Source organism: Streptomyces sp. NPDC037301 (assembly GCF_055602785.1).
The window spans coordinates 140,405-157,041 of the sequence record NZ_JBVJWD010000016.1 but is presented as its reverse complement, the minus strand read 5'-3'; the positions used below and the strand labels follow the sequence as shown (position 1 = coordinate 157,041).

The following is a 16,637-nucleotide window of genomic DNA, read 5'->3' as shown; positions in this document are numbered from 1 at the left end:
GGTGAGGGGGGGGGGCCCACAATGGGGGCCTCCCGTTTCGTCGGGGCCTGGGACAAAACGCATCTCGGACGGGCGAGCAACCGTCCGGGGGGGGGCGGTCTCCCCCCCCCCCCCCCCGCCGAAGTGCTACGCCGTAATAAGGGGCGTACCTACGCGTCGAGGCCGATGGCGAAGGCGGCCTCCAGGTCGTGCTGCGAGTACGTACGGAAGGCCACATGCGTGTCGGTGGCCTCGACGCCGGGGATCTTGCTGATCCGGCCGGGGATGACGTCCGCCAGATCGTCGTGCTTGGCCACCCGGACCATGGCGATCAGGTCGTACGTACCGGTGACCGAGAAGACCTCGCTGACGCTGTCCAGCGCTGCGATGGCCTCGGCGATCTCGGGAATCCGGTCCACGCTGGTTTTGATGAGCACGATCGCGGTGATCACGGCTGGCTTTCTCCCTCGGTGGCCGTGGCTGGAGTCTTCACTCTATCCGTACGCCGGTAACGCCCCCAGGCGTAGAGGAAGCCGAGGGCGAAGCCGACCACATGGGCCAGATAGGCCACGCCGGGGCCCCCGCTGCCCGCGCCCTGGACCGCCAGCCACTGCAGGACGAACCAGAAGATCAGCACGATCCAGGCGGGGAAGCGCAGCGGCAGGAAGAAGAGGAACGGGAACAGGCTGGTGACCCGGGCCCTGGGGAACAGGTAGAGGAACGCCCCCAGCACCGCCGAGATCGCCCCCGACGCACCGACGAGCGTCTGGTCGGACGTGGCGTGCGCGGCAGCGTAGGAGACCAGGGCGAGATAGCCGCAGCCGAGGTAGAAGAAGGTGAACTCGGCATGGCCCATGCGCTCCTCGGCCATCGCCCCGAACACGTAGAGGAAGAGCATGTTGCCGAGCAGATGCAGCCAGCTGCCGTGCACGAAGAGGGCGGTGAGCGGGGTGAGCAGGGCGCGTGCGGAGCCGTCCCACAGCTCGCTCGGGATCACGCCCCAGCGTTCGAAATACCCGGCCTGGGCGGCGAGCAGGGTGTCGGCGGTGCCGTAGGACGGGTTGAAGCCGGAGAGCGGACTGATCAGGAAGACCAGACAGCACGCGGCGATCAGGGCATAGGCCACGGGCGGTCCGCCCGAGGTGAGCGTCCGTAGGAGTCCACTGGTTAATCTGGCGGCCGCAGCCCGCCGATCGATCATGAACAGAGCATGACGCAAGCGGAGGGAACGGGACAGACCGCCTCGCCGTGTCGGGGGGACGTGGCTAGGCCGTAGGGTTACGGCAGGACATCCGCAGTTCGACGGCGCACCGCGAGATCCTTGAAGCAGGCAGCACGAGGCTCGACGAAAGAGGACGCACGATGACGACGGTTCCCCAGCCGACCGACGGGACCCGCTGGCGCTGCACGCTCTGCGGAAATCTCACACGGTTCGACGTGACGCGTTCTTCCAAGGTCATCGAATACGTCCATCTCGACCTGGCCGGGGAGTCCACCGTCGAGGAACGCGAGGTGGTCAGTGAGACCATCGAGTCGGTGCGCTGCCGTTGGTGCAATGCGGTGGATCAGATCGAACTGGTGGACAGGCCGGGTGCCGACTCCTGACGGGGCCGTGCGGACAGACAATTTGGGGTGACGGATGGTGGAGCAGCCCGCTAGCGGCGCCGAGTCGGCCGAGGCGGCCGACGACGCCGTCGAGGCGCTCGACCGCCCGCTGCCCGAAGGTGTACGGCGACGGGTCGTCGCGCTGGTCTCGGATGCGTTCGGCGACCTGACGGTCACCGAACTGCCGGCCCAGCTGAGACAGTACGCCCGCTTCACCCCGACCCGGCGCGCCAAGTTCGCCGGGAACGCGATGGCGGCCGCGCTGGAAGGCGACGCACTGTTCCGCCGGCGCATCGGCGAACGGCTCAAGGAGGGGCAGCCGGAGCTGACGGCCGCGCTGGAGGCCGGTTCGCCGCCCGCCGCCGCCGACCCCGTCGATGTGGCTGCCGCAGCCTATGTGCTGCGCCCGGCCGGCTGGGTGAAGCTGGTCACCTCCGCCGGCGAGGAGGCCCAGCGGGCCGATGCCGAGCGCGCCGACGAGGAGAGCCGCCGCGAGCTGGAACGGCTGCGCGAGGAACTCGCCCAGGCCCGCTCCCAGACGAAGAGCGAGACCGAACGGCTCCGCGGCGAGCTGGACGCGGCCCGCAAGGAAGCCGAATCCCTTCAGCGCAAACTGCGCAGTGTCGTCAACGAGGTCAAGCGCGGTGAGGCCGCGCTGCGCCGCAGCCGGGCCGAGACCGACGCCGTGCGGTCCGAGGCGGCCGCCCAGGTCTCCGCGGCCGAGAGCGAGTCCCGTCGGTTCAAGGCGCGGCTCGGTGAGGCCGAGGCGTCCGTCGAGGCGGGCCGCAGGGCCACCAGGGAGGGCCGCTCGGTCGAGGACATGCGGCTGCGGCTGCTGCTGGACACGGTGCTCGACGCCGCCCGGGGACTCCGTCGCGAACTGGCCCTGCCGCCCTCCTCGATCCGTCCCGCGGACAGTGCCGACGCGGTGGAGCCCGGCAGGATGTCGCCCAAGGACATTGCCGCGAGGGCCCTTTCGGAGACCGATCCGGCCCTGCTCGACCAGTTGCTCGCGCTGCCGCAGGCGCATCTGATCGTGGACGGCTACAACGTCACCAAGACCGGCTATCCGCAGCTCCCGCTGGAGAAGCAGCGGCTGAGGCTGCTGGGCGGTCTCGCGGTCCTCGCGGCGCAGACCGGCGCCGAGATGACCTGTGTCTTCGACGGGGCCGAACTGGTCGCCCCGGTGCTGCTCGCACCGCCGCGCGGGGTCCGGGTGCTGTTCAGCAAGCCCGGTGTGACCGCCGATGAGCTCATCCGTCAGCTGGCGCGCGCCGAACCGCCGGGCCGGCCGGTCGTGGTGGTCTCCACCGACCGTGAAGTCGCCGACGGTGTGGCGAAGTCGGGCGCCAGGCCCGTTGCGTCCGTCTTGCTCCTGAAGCGTCTTTCGCGCGTCTAGTGACACTTGTCGGGACTCGGTGGAAATCAGGGAACGGACCGTCAAGTCGCCGCTACACCCTGTGCGATGTGGGTAAAGAAGTACTTCCTGTGACGAGATTTTTCTTGTGAGGATTTGAACTGATCACAAGATGGTCACTAGGGTCGGGCCTCGAACCTTCGCACGGTTGATCACCCATCCGGGGTGACAGCGAAGGCACCGCCGAGTCCGTGACGTGCACGGAGCCGGGGATCTGAATCCCCCACAGCCCGGTAGGCGGCTCGAGGAAGAAGGAGCTCGCCTTCGTGGCGTCCCACCGTCGTCCCAAGCAGCCGAGCCGCGCCCGTGTGACCGTGCTCACCGCGACCGCCGCCGCGGCCGTGGCCCTGACCTCCCAGGCGGCCCACGCCGACCCCAAGCCCTCCAAGAGCGAGGTCAAGGAGAAGGTCGAGAAGATCGGCCACGAGGCCGGCGAGGCCAACGAGCAGTACTACGGCGCCAAGGAGAAGCAGCAGAAGCTGGAGAAGGAAGTCGGCGCGCTGCAGGACAAGGTGGCCCGCGGCCAGCAGGAGATCAACAACCTGCGCAGCGGCCTCGGTTCGCTCGCCGCCGCCCAGTACCGCTCCGGTGGCATCGACCCGTCGGTGCAGCTCTTCCTCTCGTCCAACCCGGACACCTTCCTCGACGAGGCCTCGGCCCTCGACCAGTTGACGGCCAAGCAGACCAAGGCCCTCGGGGAGATCCAGGAGAAGCAGCGGGTCCTCGCGCAGCAGCGCAAGGAGGCCCAGGACAAGCTCGGCGATCTCGCGGACGTACGCAAGACGCTCGGCGAGAAGAAGAAGAAGCTCCAGAGCAAGCTGGCCGAGGCGCAGCGCCTGCTCAACTCGATGACCGCCGCCGAGCGCGCGAAGATGCGCGAGGACCAGCAGCGCGCCAGCCGCTCCGCGGGCGACCGTGTCGACCTGGGCAACGAACTCCCCGCCTCCGCCTGGGGTGCCGCCGCACTGAACGCCGCCAAGACCCAGGTGGGCAAGCCGTACCAACGCGGTGGCACCGGCCCCGGATCCTTCGACTGCTCCGGGCTGACCCAGTGGGCCTACGCCCAGGCCAACGTCCAGATCTCCCGGGTCACGTACACCCAGGTCAACGACGGTGTCCGCATCGGGCGCAGCGCGCTGAAGCCGGGCGACCTGGTCTTCTTCAACAACACCTCTCACGTGGGCCTCTACGCGGGCAACAACACCGTCCTGCACGCCCCGTACACGGGCACGGTCGTCCGCTTCGAGTCGATGAACACCATGGGCAGCTTCCAGTTCGGCGTGCGCGTCGGCTGACGACGCCCGAACGGGCGAATTCCCGCGCCCGCGCAGACAGCCCGCCCCGCCGGAGACCACAGGTCACCGGCGGGGCGTTGCTGTTTGCGCCTCCCCGTCCGCCCGCGCGGCCTTTGGCCGCTCCGTAATCGCCCGACTACTGTCTGCCTGCCGTGCAGCTCACGGTCGTCGGTCCGCCCGCCCCGGGCGGCAGGGGCTGCGCACATCTGCGTACAGCGGAAGGGAGTGCGGCGTCCAGTGGTGTCCCATCGCCGTTCCACACAGCCCGGCCTCAACCGGGGCGCCCGGGTCACTGTTCTGTCGGCCGCGGCGGCGACCGCGGCCGCCACCCTCGGGGCGGCCACCGCGAACGCCGACCCGCAGGACACGCCCCGGACCGCCAAGGCCCGGGTCGACCGGCTGTACAGCGAGGCGGAGCGGGCCACCGAGCAGTACAACAAGGCCGGTGAGAACGCCGACCGGCTGCGCGGCGAGCTGACGCGGACCCAGGACCGGGCGGCCCGCGATCAGGAACGCCTCAACCGGATGCGTACGGCGCTCGGTTCGGCGGCGAGCGCGCAGTACCGCTCGGGCGGCCTCGATCCCTCGCTCGCTCTGCTGCTCTCCTCAGACCCGGACACCTACCTCGACCGGGCGGCCACCCTGGACCGCCTGACCGCGCATCAGGCCACCGAGCTGCGGCAGCTCCAGCAGGCTCAGCGCTCTCTCGCGCAGACCCGCGCGGAGGCCGCCCGGGCACTGGCCGATCTGGAGCGCAACAGGGCGGCCGCCACCCGCCACAAACGGACCGTCGAGCGCAAGCTCGCCCGGGCCAAGCAGCTGCTGGACGCGCTGTCCAGCGCCGACCGGGCGGACTTCGAGCGGTCCTCGCGCTCCGGCCGCGACGACACGTTCCCGGCCATGGCCGTTCTGCCGGCCGGCTCCGCACGGGCCGCCGTGGCCGTCATGGCGGTCCGGGATGCGCTGGGCCGCCCGTACGTCTGGGGGGCCAACGGACCTGCCGGATTCGACTGTTCCGGGCTGATGCAGTGGGCGTACGCCCAGGCCGGGGTCAACCTGCCGCGCACCTCGCAGGCCCAGCGGTACGCGGGACGCATGGTGCCGCTCTCCGAGGCCCGCCCCGGCGACCTGGTCGCCTACCGCGCGGACGCCGGCCACATCGGCATGTACGTCGGCAACGGCCAGGTGATCCACGCCCCGTACCCGGGCGCCCCGGTGCGCTACGACCCCGTCGGCATGATGCCCGTCTCCTCGGTCACCCGCATCTGACCCGTACCCTCGACCGGGTGGCTGACAGGCGGCGTACCGCACGGCGGGGACGTAACGAAGGACGGCGCACGGCGGGAATGCTGCTCGCCGGGCTGCTGTTCGCCTCCGCCTGCGCGGCCCCCGACGACGGCGCCGCCCCGGACTCCACCGCCCGCGGTATCCGCGCCACCCTGGACCGCCGCGCGGCCGCCGTGCTGGAACACGACACGGACGCCTATCTGGCCGCCATAGACCCGCGGGCCACCGGGTTGCGCACGGCCCAGCGCAGGGAACTGGACAACCTCGCGGACGTACCGCTGAGCTCATGGACGTACCGGCTGACGGACGTGACCGGACAGGGCACCGACCGGGCGACCGCGGACATACAGCTGCGCTACCGGATCAAGGGCTACGACGCCGCCCCGGTCGCCGCGGACCGGGTGCTCGATCTGAGACGGGACAGCGCGGACGACCGCTGGTACATCGTCGGCGACCGGGCGGGCAAGGACGGCGGCCGGCAGCTCTGGCAGCAGGGCCATGTCCAGGTGGTGGGCGGAAAGCACAGCCTCGTCCTCGGGGTCGGCCGCACCGAGCAGGAGCTGCACCGGATCGCCTGGGCGGCGGACCGCGCGGTGCCCGCCGTCTCGGACGCCTGGCCGGAACGCTGGGCAGGCCGCGTGGTGGTGCTCGTACCGCACACCGTCCAGGACATGGCGGATCTGCTGGGGTCACCGGCGGCGAACTACCGGGGCATCGCGGCCGTCACCACCGCGCAGACCGGCGGTCCGGGCCGGGCGCCCGCGGACCGGGTGATCGTCAATCCGCAGGCGTACGGCATGCTCGGCACCTTCGGGCAGCGGATCGTCCTCACCCACGAGATCACCCATGTCGCCACCCGCACCCGCACCTCCGCCGCCACCCCGACCTGGCTCTCCGAGGGCTTCGCCGACTGGGCGGCCTACCGCGCCGAGGGCCGTACCGCCGCACAGGCCGCGCCCGAACTGGCCGACGCCGTCCTGCGCGGCGATCTGCCCGCCGAACTCCCCACCGACGAGGACTTCGGCTTCGCGGGAGACCCCGCGCGCCTGGCGAGGGCGTACGAGGGCGCCTGGCTGGCCTGCGAGCTGATCGCCGACCACTGGGGCGAGAAAAAGCTGTTCGCCTTCTACCGGGCCGTCGGAGGGCACTCAGGGCGGGACGGGTCGGTGGAGCAGGCCATGCAGGAAGTGCTCTCCACGTCCCCGCAGGACTTCACGGCACGCTGGCGGCAGTATCTGCGCTCCCGGCTCGGCTGAGCCGGACGTGCTCAGGAGCCGACCGGCTCGGCCTCCCGGCCGGCGCCGGACCGGGCGGTCGGCGGTCGGCCGTCCTCGCGCGGCACTCCGGACACCGTCTGCCGCCAAAGCTGCCGGCAGGCGATCAGCGTCGCCGCGACCAGCAGGCCGTTGCGCAGGAACATCAGCGTCACGCCCGTCGCGTCGCTGGTCACCACATGGACGAACCCGAGCGGGAACTCCAGCTGAGTGATGCCCGTGGCGAGCAGCACCAGAACGGCCGGCAGCCCCATCCGGCTGTCGCGGAAGACCAGGCAGACCGCCGCCAGGCCGACCAGCCACAGCATGTACTGGGGGCTGATCACCCGGCTCGTCGTCGTGAACAGCAGCACCGCCGTGAACGCCGCGTCGGCCGGGGTGTTCACCCGGAAGTCACAGGCCCGCAGCCGCCACACCAGCAGCCAGCCGAAGGCCACGACGGACAGGCCGAGGGCGAGCGTGCTCACCAACGGCACATGCGGACCCAGGAACTCCAGCGAGCCGTAGTGCAGCTCCACCCGGCCCTGCCAGCCGAACTGCCGCCACACATGGAAGACCAGCGCCCCCAGCGACTCGACCTCGGTGCCCCGGTCGCGCTGGAAGCCGAGAAAGGCCAGCGCACCGGGCATCGCCACGGTGCAGACCACCAGCAGCCCGGCCGCCGCCACTGCCGCGGCCGTCCACGCCCGGCGCGTCTGCGGCCCACGCGCGGTACCGGCCAGGATCAGCACCGGCCACACCTTCAGCAGCGCACCCACGGCGGCCAGCACCCCCAGCACCCGCGGATGCCGCACCCCCGCAAGCAGCGCCGCCACCGCCACCGCCGCCACCATCACGTCGTAGCGGGCGTACGCGGTCGTACCGAGCAGCGGCACCCCCGCCACCCACACCCAGGCGCCTGCCGTCCACCGGCCGGTCCGGCGGCCCGCGTACAGCAGCAGCCCCAGCACCAGCCCGTCGCACAGGAACGCGAGGACGAAGAAGGCCGAGGCGTAGTCCAGGAACGGGAGCAGGGCGGGGGAGAGGATGGCGAGCGCGGCGAGGGGCGGGTACTGCCAGGTGACGTCGGACTGCGGGTACGTACCGGTCTTCAGGACCTCGGACCAGCCGTGGTAGATCACCGAGACATCACTGGTCACGTCCGGTCCGGGCAGCGTGATCACCTTCGTGACGCAGAGCAGCAGCGCGACCCTGGTGAGGGCCCACACCGCGAGAGCGAGCCGCGCGCCGGTCGATCCCGTCATGGACGCCTCATCCGTTTCGTCAGTGGGTACTCGGTGGGTACGACGAGCCATGATGCCCACCCGGCCTGTGCGAGAGCCATCGGCCCGGCCGCCCGGTACTGTCGGCCGGGATGGACAAGACCCTGATCGTGACCAACGACTTCCCGCCCCGCCCCGGCGGCATCCAGGCATTCCTGCACAACATGGCACTGCGCCTGGACCCCGGACAGATCGTCGTATATACCTCCACCTGGAAGCGCAGCCCCGAAGGCATCGCGGCCACCGCCGCCTTCGATGCCGAGCAGCCGTTCACCGTCGTCCGAGACCGTACGACGATGCTGCTGCCGACCCCGCGGGTCACCCGGCGCGCGGTGCAGCTGCTGCGCGTACACGGCTGCACATCCGTCTGGTTCGGCGCCGCGGCCCCGCTCGGGCTGATGGCTCCGGCGCTGCGCAGGGCCGGTGCCCGCCGCCTGGTCGCCACCACGCACGGGCACGAGGCGGGCTGGGCCCAGCTGCCCGCGGCCCGGCAGCTGCTGGGCAGGATCGGCGAGACCACGGACACGATCACCTATCTGGGGGAGTACACCCGCTCCCGGATCGCCACCACACTCAGCCCCGAGGCGGCGGACCGGATGGTCCAACTGCCGCCCGGCGTCGACGAGAAGATCTTCCACCCGGACTCCGGCGGGGACCTGATCAGGGCCAGGCTCGGGCTCTCGGACCGGCCCGTCGTCGTCTGTGTGTCACGGCTCGTGCCGCGCAAGGGCCAGGACACGCTGATCCTCGCGATGCCCGCGATCCTGGCGCAGGTACCGGACGCGGTGCTGTTGATCGTCGGTGGCGGACCGTACGCCAAGGAGCTGAAGCGGCTGGCCGAGGAGACGGGGGTCGGCGACTCGGTGCGCTTCACCGGGCCGGTGCCGTGGGACGAACTGCCTGCCCACTGTGGCGCGGGCGACGTCTTCGCCATGCCGTGCCGGACCCGTCGAGGCGGCCTCGACGTGGAGGGCCTCGGCATCGTCTTCCTGGAGGCGTCCGCGACCGGACTGCCGGTGGTGGCGGGCGACTCGGGCGGCGCGCCGGACGCCGTGCTCGACGGCGAGACCGGGTGGGTGGTGCGCGGCGGCTCCGTGGAGGAGTCGGCCGACCGGATCGTCACTCTGCTCCGTGACCCGGAGCTGCGGCAGCGGATGGGGGAGCGGGGGCGGGCCTGGGTCGAGGAGAAGTGGCGCTGGGACCTGCTGGCCGACAGGCTCCGTGCGCTGCTCTGACCCCACGTGACGCGGTACGCCGAGGAGGCCCCGCGCGAGTACGTGAGAGGGGGCCCGCACACCCCGTGCGGGCCCCCTCTCACGTACTTCGGGTCAGCCCCGGTAGATCGACTCGACCTCGTCCGCGAAGTCCTTCGCCACCACATTGCGCTTCAGCTTCAGCGACGGTGTGATGTGCCCCGCCTCCTCGGTGAACTGGGACGCCAGGATGCGGAACTTGCGTACCGACTCCGCCTTGGACACCGCGGCGTTCCCGTCGTCCACCGCCCGCTGCACCTCGGCCAGCAGCTCCGGGTCCTCACGCAGCGACACGGCCGTCGAGCCGGCCGGCTTGCCGTGCTCCTCGGCCCAGCGGCCCAGGAACTCCTCGTCCAGGGTGATCAGCGCGCCCACGAACGGCCGCCCGTCGCCGACCACCATGCACTCGGCGACCAGGGCGTGCCCGCGGATGCGGTCCTCGATCACCGCGGGAGCGACGTTCTTGCCGCCCGCCGTGACGATGATCTCCTTCTTGCGTCCGGTGATCGCGAGATAGCCGTCCTCGTCGAGCGTGCCGATGTCGCCCGTGTGGAACCAGCCGTCGGCCAGTGCCTCGGCCGACGCCACCTCGTTGTTCCAGTAGCCGGTGAACAGGTGCTCGCCGTGCAGCAGCACCTCGCCGTCGTCGGCGATCCGGACGACCGAGCCGGGCAGCGGCTGGCCGACGGTACCGATCTTCTGCCGGTCCCACGGATTGAACGCGGTGGCCGCGCACGTCTCTGTGAGGCCATAGCCCTCAAGCACCGTGAAGCCGATACCGCGGTAGAAGTGGCCGAGCCGCTCGCCCAGCGGCGCGCCGCCGGAGATCGCGTACTCCCCGCGTCCGCCGAGGACGGCCCGCAGCTTGCTGTAGACCAGCCGGTCGAAGACCTTGTGCTTGAACTTCAGGCCCATGGAAGGGCCCTGAGGGGTACCCAGCGCGCGGCTGTACGCGATCGCCGTGTTCGCGGCCTTGTCGAAGATCCTGCCCTTGCCGTCGGCCTGCGCCTTGGCGCGCGCCGAGTTGTAGACCTTCTCGAAGACCCGCGGCACACCGAGGATCAACGTCGGCCGGAAGGAGGCCAGTTCATCGGTGAGGTTCTTGATGTCCGGTACGCAGCCGAGCTTGATCGGGGCCATCACCGAGGCCACCTCGACCAGCCGTCCGAAGACATGCGCGGCGGGCAGGAAGAGCAGCACCGAACACTCGCCGGTACGGAAGAGGGGCTTCAGCCGCTCCACCACATTGCCGCACTCCGCGAAGAAGCTGCGGTGCGTGAGCACACAGCCCTTGGGACGGCCGGTGGTGCCCGAGGTGTAGACGATGGTGGCCGGGTCGTCCGCCTTGGCGCTCGCCATCCGCAGGTCCAGGGTCTCGTCCGAGACGTCCTCGCCGGTCGCCGACAGCCGGCGGACCGCGTCGTCCTCGATCTGCCAGATGCCCTTCAGGGCAGGCAGATCCGCCTGGACCGAGACCACGGAGGCCTGGTGCTCCGCCGACTCCACGATGCACAAGGTGGCACCGGAATCGCCGAGGATCCACTGGATCTGCTCGGGCGAGCTGGTCTCGTACACCGGGACGGTGACCGCGCCCGCGCTCCAGATCGCGAAGTCGAGCAGGACCCACTCGTAGCGCGTACGGGAGAGCAGGGCCACCCGGTCGCCCGCTTCGATGCCCGCAGCGATCAGGCCCTTGGCGACGGCTCTGACCTCGGCCAGGAACTGTGTGGCGTCGACATCGGTCCACACTCCCGCCACTTTGCGGCTCATCACCGCAACATCGGGATGCTGAGCGGCATTGCGGCGGATGAGATCCGTCAGGTTGCCGTCCGAGGGGACCTCGTACAGGGCCGGAAGGCTGAACTCGCGCAAGACTGCTGCTCCTCATCGGGCTCCGGTGCCACGGCTCTGTGTGACGCACCGGCTGCGGTCCAAGAATGGCGGGTGCTCAGTGGGGTGAGCACGACTGGACTGCCCGGACGTTACCCACCAGTACTCGGTTCCCGATAGGGGGTTCCGGCCAGATGTCTTATGCGTCACATACAACGGTGATCCTTGCGCGCACAGTAGTCCACTGCGGTTACCACCCGGAGGTCGTCGCAGGTCCGGCGGCCTCTACCCAGGCGGACAGCAGAGTTCTAGGGTGATCGTCATGCCAGTCGGACCGAACAGCCGAGGGACCTCGACCGCACGGCGCACGCGCGTTCATGTGGTCAGCGACGTGCACGGCAGCACCGAGGCCCTGGCCCGCGCGGGGGACGGCGCCGACGCGCTGATCTGCCTCGGTGACCTGGTGCTCTTCCTCGACTACGCCGACCACTCGCGCGGCATCTTCCCCGATCTGTTCGGCGTGGAGAACGCCGACCGGATCGTCGAACTGCGCACCGCTCGCCGCTACGAGGAGGCCCGCGAGTTCGGCCGCGGCCTGTGGGCGGGCATGGACCGCAACGCCGCGATCGTCTCGGCGGTGCGCAAGCAGTACGCCGAACTCTTCGCCGCCTTCCCCACCCCGACGTACGCCACCTACGGCAACGTCGACATCCCCGACCTGTGGCCCGAGTACGCACGCCCGGGCACCACCGTCCTCGACGGCGACCGCGTCGAGATCGGCGGCCGCGTATTCGGCTTCGTCGGCGGCGGCCTGAAGACCCCGATGAACACCCCGTACGAGATCGGCGACGAGGAGTACGCGGCCAAGATCGAGGCCGTCGGCCCGGTCGACGTGCTCTGCACCCACATTCCCCCCGATGTGCCCGAGCTGACGTACGACACGGTGGCGCGCCGCTTCGAACGCGGCAGCCGGGCCCTGCTCGACGCCATCCGCAGGACCCGCCCCCGGTACGCGCTGTTCGGCCATGTCCACCAGCCGCTGGTCCGCCGGATGCGGATCGGCACCACCGAATGCGTGAACGTCGGCCACTTCGCGTCCACCGGCAGGCCCTGGGCCCTGGAATGGTGACCGCACCGGCACCGGGCCCTGGAACGAGGCGCCGCGCACACGCGATAGCCTTCTGACGGCAGGCCTCTGCCTGCGCACCGGTACACCGCACTGGAGGAGCCACGGCGATGGCTGAACACACCAGCTCGAGCATCACGATCGAGGCGGCGCCGGCCGACGTCATGGGAGTGATCGCCGACTTCGCCCGCTATCCGGAGTGGACCGGCGAGGTCAAGGAGGCCGAGGTCCTCTCCACCGACGACCAAAACCGCGCCGAGAAGGTCCGTCTCGTCCTCGACGCCGGAGCGATCAAGGACGACCACACCCTCGCGTACACCTGGACCGGCGACTACGAGGTCAGCTGGACCCTCGTCAAGTCCCAGATGCTGCGCGCCATCGACGGCTCCTACGCGCTCGCCCCGCTCGGCGACGGCGACCGCACCGAGGTCACCTACCGGCTGACCGTCGACGTCAAGATCCCGATGCTCGGCATGATCAAGCGCAAGGCCGAGAAGGTCATCATCGACCGCGCCCTGGCCGGCCTGAAGAAGCGCGTCGAGTCCGTCCCGAAGGCCTGACCCGGTGCGTACGGTCCTTGTCACCGGCCCCGGCGGCGCCGGCCGTACCACCGTCGCGGCGGCGACCGCGCTGGCCGCGGCCCGTCGCGGGCGCCGCACCCTGCTGCTCTCCGCCGACGCCATACCCGGCTTCCCCGAAGGCACGGAACCCACCGAGGTCACGGACGGCCTGTGGTCCGCCCGCATCGACTCCGACGAACACTTCCGCAGCGAACTGCTCACCCTCCAGGACCAGGCGTCCGGCGTGCTCGACCTGCTCGGTGGGAACCGGCTGGACGGCGAGGAACTCACCGAACTCCCCGGCAGCGCCCAGCTCGCCCTCCTGCACGCCCTGCGCCGCGCCGCCCGGGGCGACTGGTCGCCGGGCGGCTACGAACTCCTCGTCGTCGACCTGCCGCCGCTGCGCGAAGCGCTCGCCGTACTCGCCCTGCCCGAACAGCTGCGCCGCTATCTGCGCCGGCTGCTGCCCCAGGAACGCCAGGCCGCACGCGCCCTGCGTCCGATGCTCGCCCAGCTCGCCGGCGTACCCATGCCCGCCCAGTGGCTGTACGAGGCCGCCGCCCGCAGGGACGCCGAGCTGGCCGCCGTCCAGGCACTGATCGAGGACCGCAACACCACGCTGCGGCTGGTCGCCGAACCAGGCCCCGCCGCCGAGGACGCCCTGCGCACCGCCCGCACCGGACTCGCCCTGCACGGATTGCGCGTCGACACCCTCGTGGTGAACCGGGTACTGCCCAGGCACTCCGGCGACCCCTGGTTCGCGGCCCTCGCCGCGCAGCAGGAGAAGACCATCGACCACTGGTACGAGGAATGGGTGCCCGCGGCAGCCCTGTGCGAAGTGCCCCACCTCGGCCGCGATCCGCGGGGCCTGGACGACCTCACCCTCCTCGACACCGGAGCCGGCTCCACCGTCTTCGAGGAGGCGGGCACCGGCGGCGGCCTCTTCGAGGGCGACGGACTCGCCGCGGAACTGGACGACCGGAGCCCCGGCCGGGCCGACGACCCCTGGTGGATCGAGGACCCGAACGCCCCGGACGGCCTCGACGAGCTGCGGCCGCTGCTGCCCGGCAGCCGGATCGTGACCGCCCCGCCGCCCGACGAGGGCGACTCCGTTCTGGTCTGGTGCCTGCCCCTGCCCGGCGTCGTCAAGTCGGACCTCCAGCTGGTGCGCCGCGGCGACGAACTGCTCCTCACCGTGGGACCGTTCCGCCGGATCGTCCCCCTGGAGTCCGGGCTGCGCCGTTGTACCGTCTCCGGCGCCGCCCTCACCGACGGGGTGCTCCGGGTCCGGTTCACGCCGGACCCCGGTCTGTGGCCCCGGACGAGCTGAACGGCGCATCACGGTTCGGGTAACGTCGGTAGCAGGTGCCCCGTATGCCGCGCCGCCGGCAAACCACGTCGCAGGAGTCCGCCATGAGCGAAGCCACCGATCGTCCCGTCGACGACGACGCGTGGGCGAAGGCCTGCGCCGAGGACCTCGAAGCGGAGAAGGCCCGCCGCCGCGCCCAGCACGGCCCGCCGCCCGGCTCCGCAGCCGAGGAGCTGCGCAAGCTGGTCGACGCCGTGGCCGACAAGGTCTCGTCCCTCCGGTCGCCGCTGTTCGGCGCGGCGGCCCAGGGCACCGTGCAGCAGATCATCAAGCAGGCCAAGTCCGCCGTCGAGCCCGTCATCGAACGCAATCCGGACGTCTTCGACCACATCGCCGCGGCCGGCAACGAACTCCTCGCCGCCTACCGCTCCGCCGTGGAAGGCCAGGAACGCCGCTGGACCCAGGGCACCGGGGCCCCCGCAGGCACCGAAAAGAAGGCCGACGACCCCACCGACCCGCGCGACGAGGGCCCCGCCGCGGGCGAACACATCGATCTGGACTGACCAGCACCGATGGGTAGGGTCCCCGGCTCGGGTACCGTTGGCCACAGCGGGGCTCGACCGAAACTGAGGGATTCATGGGACTCACCATCGGCGTCGATATCGGCGGCACGAAGATCGCAGCTGGAGTGGTCGACGAAGAGGGACAGATCCTCTCGATGTTCAAGGTGCCGACCCCGCCGACGGCTGAAGGCATTGTCGACGCGATCGCGACGGCCGTGTCCGGTGCGAGCGAGGGCCACCAGATCGACGCCGTCGGCATCGGCGCCGCCGGATATGTCGACGACAAGCGCGCCACCGTGCTGTTCGCGCCGAACATCAACTGGCGGCACGAGCCGCTGAAGGACAAGGTCGAACAGCGCGTCGGCCTTCCGGTCGTCGTCGAGAACGACGCCAACGCCGCCGCCTGGGGCGAATACCGCTTCGGCGCCGGACAGGGCCACGACGACGTCATCTGCATCACGCTCGGCACCGGTCTCGGCGGCGGCATCATCATCGGCAACAAGCTGCGCCGCGGACGCTTCGGTGTGGCCGCCGAGTTCGGCCACATCCGGGTCGTCCCGGACGGCCTGCTCTGCGGCTGCGGCAGCCAGGGCTGCTGGGAGCAGTACGCATCCGGGCGCGCACTCGTCCGGTACGCGAAGCAGCGCGCCAACGCCACCCCCGAGAACGCCACGATCCTGCTGTCGCTCGGCGACGGCACGGTGGACGGCATCGAGGGCAAGCACATCAGCGCGGCCGCCCGGCAGGGCGACGCGGTGGCGATCGATTCGTTCCGCGAGCTGGCCCGCTGGGCCGGCGCCGGACTCGCAGACCTCGCCTCGCTCTTCGACCCGTCCGCGTTCATCGTCGGCGGCGGCGTGTCGGACGAGGGCGAGCTCGTCCTCGACCCGATCCGCAAGTCGTTCCGGCGCTGGCTGATCGGCGGCGAATGGCGTCCGCACGCCCAGGTGCTCGCGGCCCAACTGGGCGGCAAGGCAGGCCTGGTGGGCGCGGCTGACCTGGCCCGCCAGGGCTGAACCACCCGGAACCGCACAGAGCCGGACGCCCGTCGCACCCCCTGGGGAGTGGCGGGCGTCCGTCGTATCGTGAGACGTATGGTCCTGACGCCGCTGCCCGACTCCCGTACCGAGCCGGATGGTTCGGCCGTCATCAGAGTGCTCAGCTACAACGTCCGGTCGATGCGCGACGACTGCGAGGCACTGGCCCGCGTCATCAGCGCCTGCGCCCCCGACCTCGTCCTCATCCAGGAAGCCCCGCGCTTCTTCCGCTGGCGCAAGCGCGCCGCCTGGCTCGCGGCCCGCACCGACCTGGTCGTCCTGAGCGGCGGCGCCACGGCGGCCGGGCCACTGCTGCTCTGCTCGCTGCGGGCCACCGTGGAGCGGACCGAGGACGTGCTGCTGCCACTCACCCCCGGCCTGCACCGCAGGGGCTTCGCCACGTCGGTGGTACGGATCGCGGGCACCCGCATCGGTCTGCTGAGCTTCCATCTGAGCCTGCAGCGCGACGAACGCCTGGCCCAGACGCAGATGCTGCTGGAACGGCTGGACGCGATGGGCGTCGAGCACGCCATCGCGGCCGGCGACCTCAACGACGTACCGACCGGGACCGCGTTCCGGCGGCTGGCCGGGCGGCTCCAGGACTGCTGGGCCGTGAGGCCGTGGGGTGACGAGAACACCTTCTCGCCGGACCGTCCGCGGCGACGCATCGACGCCGTGTTCGCGACGGGCGGGATCGAGGTGCTCGGCTGCGGTGTCCCCGCAGGACTGCCCGGTGTCACCGACGCCGACCTGCGGGCGGCCACGGACCACCTGCCGGTGCTGGCGGCACTACGGGTGCCCGCGACCAGGCCTTGAGCTGCGCGGCAGCAGCTCAAGGCC

At 71.1% G+C, this 16,637-nt stretch carries 16 protein-coding genes; 12 read left to right on the top strand and 4 right to left on the bottom strand.

Annotation, left to right across the window (positions count from 1 at the left end; genetic code table 11):
* Positions 1–149 precede the first annotated feature (149 nt).
* Both ACZ7IB_RS25285 and ACZ7IB_RS25280 read right to left on the bottom strand, forming a co-directional pair.
* Entirely contained in the window at positions 150–431 is a 282-nt protein-coding gene (locus ACZ7IB_RS25285; protein ID WP_093543818.1) for an Lrp/AsnC family transcriptional regulator, read from the bottom strand.
* Positions 428–1,180: a rhomboid family intramembrane serine protease gene (locus ACZ7IB_RS25280; RefSeq protein ID WP_470915914.1), complete on the bottom strand. Its 753-nt coding sequence runs from the start codon at positions 1,178–1,180 to the stop codon at positions 428–430. Before ACZ7IB_RS25280 ends, ACZ7IB_RS25285 begins: the two co-directional genes overlap by 4 nt.
* 161 nt (positions 1,181–1,341) lie before the next feature.
* On the opposite strand from ACZ7IB_RS25280, the gene ACZ7IB_RS25275 reads away from it, so the two are divergent.
* The 5 genes from ACZ7IB_RS25275 to ACZ7IB_RS25255 all read left to right on the top strand — a co-directional run bounded on the left by ACZ7IB_RS25275 (position 1,342) and on the right by ACZ7IB_RS25255 (position 6,839).
* Positions 1,342–1,584: a hypothetical protein gene (locus ACZ7IB_RS25275; RefSeq protein WP_093893615.1), complete on the top strand. Its 243-nt coding sequence runs from the start codon at positions 1,342–1,344 to the stop codon at positions 1,582–1,584.
* Between the two features lie 37 nt (positions 1,585–1,621).
* Positions 1,622–2,983, top strand: coding sequence for an NYN domain-containing protein (locus ACZ7IB_RS25270; protein ID WP_470915998.1), 1,362 nt, complete (start codon positions 1,622–1,624; stop codon positions 2,981–2,983).
* A 284-nt stretch (positions 2,984–3,267) separates the two neighbouring features.
* Complete coding sequence (locus tag ACZ7IB_RS25265; RefSeq protein ID WP_470915912.1) at positions 3,268–4,296, top strand: C40 family peptidase; 1,029 nt, start codon at positions 3,268–3,270, stop codon at positions 4,294–4,296.
* Positions 4,297–4,533: 237 nt separating this feature from the next.
* Positions 4,534–5,565: a C40 family peptidase gene (locus ACZ7IB_RS25260; RefSeq protein ID WP_470915910.1), complete on the top strand. Its 1,032-nt coding sequence runs from the start codon at positions 4,534–4,536 to the stop codon at positions 5,563–5,565.
* A gap of 17 nt (positions 5,566–5,582) precedes the next feature.
* Positions 5,583–6,839 carry a hypothetical protein gene (locus ACZ7IB_RS25255; protein ID WP_470915909.1) on the top strand — a complete coding sequence of 419 codons (1,257 nt, stop codon included), beginning with the start codon at positions 5,583–5,585 and terminating at the stop codon, positions 6,837–6,839.
* A gap of 11 nt (positions 6,840–6,850) precedes the next feature.
* Here the strand turns inward: ACZ7IB_RS25255 and ACZ7IB_RS25250 are convergent, their stop codons facing one another.
* Positions 6,851–8,101, bottom strand: coding sequence for a glycosyltransferase 87 family protein (locus ACZ7IB_RS25250; protein ID WP_470915908.1), 1,251 nt, complete (start codon positions 8,099–8,101; stop codon positions 6,851–6,853).
* 110 nt (positions 8,102–8,211) lie between these two features.
* Here ACZ7IB_RS25250 and ACZ7IB_RS25245 point away from each other — a divergent pair, with 110 nt between their 5' ends.
* Entirely contained in the window at positions 8,212–9,354 is a 1,143-nt protein-coding gene (locus tag ACZ7IB_RS25245) for a glycosyltransferase family 4 protein (RefSeq protein ID WP_470915906.1), read from the top strand.
* 93 nt (positions 9,355–9,447) lie between these two features.
* Here ACZ7IB_RS25245 and ACZ7IB_RS25240 read toward each other — a convergent pair whose 3' ends face one another.
* On the bottom strand, positions 9,448–11,244 hold the full coding sequence (locus ACZ7IB_RS25240; protein ID WP_470915904.1) for an AMP-dependent synthetase/ligase: 1,797 nt from the start codon (positions 11,242–11,244) through the stop codon (positions 9,448–9,450).
* A 280-nt stretch (positions 11,245–11,524) separates the two neighbouring features.
* Here ACZ7IB_RS25240 and ACZ7IB_RS25235 point away from each other — a divergent pair, with 280 nt between their 5' ends.
* The 6 genes from ACZ7IB_RS25235 to ACZ7IB_RS25210 all read left to right on the top strand — a co-directional run bounded on the left by ACZ7IB_RS25235 (position 11,525) and on the right by ACZ7IB_RS25210 (position 16,613).
* Positions 11,525–12,331: a metallophosphoesterase family protein gene (locus tag ACZ7IB_RS25235; protein ID WP_470915902.1), complete on the top strand. Its 807-nt coding sequence runs from the start codon at positions 11,525–11,527 to the stop codon at positions 12,329–12,331.
* Between the two features lie 107 nt (positions 12,332–12,438).
* Positions 12,439–12,888: an SRPBCC family protein gene (locus ACZ7IB_RS25230; RefSeq protein WP_470915900.1), complete on the top strand. Its 450-nt coding sequence runs from the start codon at positions 12,439–12,441 to the stop codon at positions 12,886–12,888.
* A gap of 4 nt (positions 12,889–12,892) precedes the next feature.
* Positions 12,893–14,218 carry an ArsA family ATPase gene (locus ACZ7IB_RS25225; RefSeq protein ID WP_470915898.1) on the top strand — a complete coding sequence of 442 codons (1,326 nt, stop codon included), beginning with the start codon at positions 12,893–12,895 and terminating at the stop codon, positions 14,216–14,218.
* A gap of 83 nt (positions 14,219–14,301) precedes the next feature.
* A complete protein-coding gene (locus ACZ7IB_RS25220; RefSeq protein ID WP_470915896.1) occupies positions 14,302–14,760 on the top strand; it encodes a DUF5304 domain-containing protein in 459 nt (152 codons plus the stop codon).
* 74 nt (positions 14,761–14,834) lie between these two features.
* On the top strand, positions 14,835–15,776 hold the full coding sequence (locus ACZ7IB_RS25215) for an ROK family glucokinase (RefSeq protein WP_351198809.1): 942 nt from the start codon (positions 14,835–14,837) through the stop codon (positions 15,774–15,776).
* A gap of 78 nt (positions 15,777–15,854) precedes the next feature.
* The gene (locus ACZ7IB_RS25210; protein WP_470915894.1) at positions 15,855–16,613 is read left to right on the top strand and encodes an endonuclease/exonuclease/phosphatase family protein; all 759 of its coding nucleotides are present in this window, start codon (positions 15,855–15,857) and stop codon (positions 16,611–16,613) included.
* Positions 16,614–16,637: the final 24 nt, after the last annotated feature.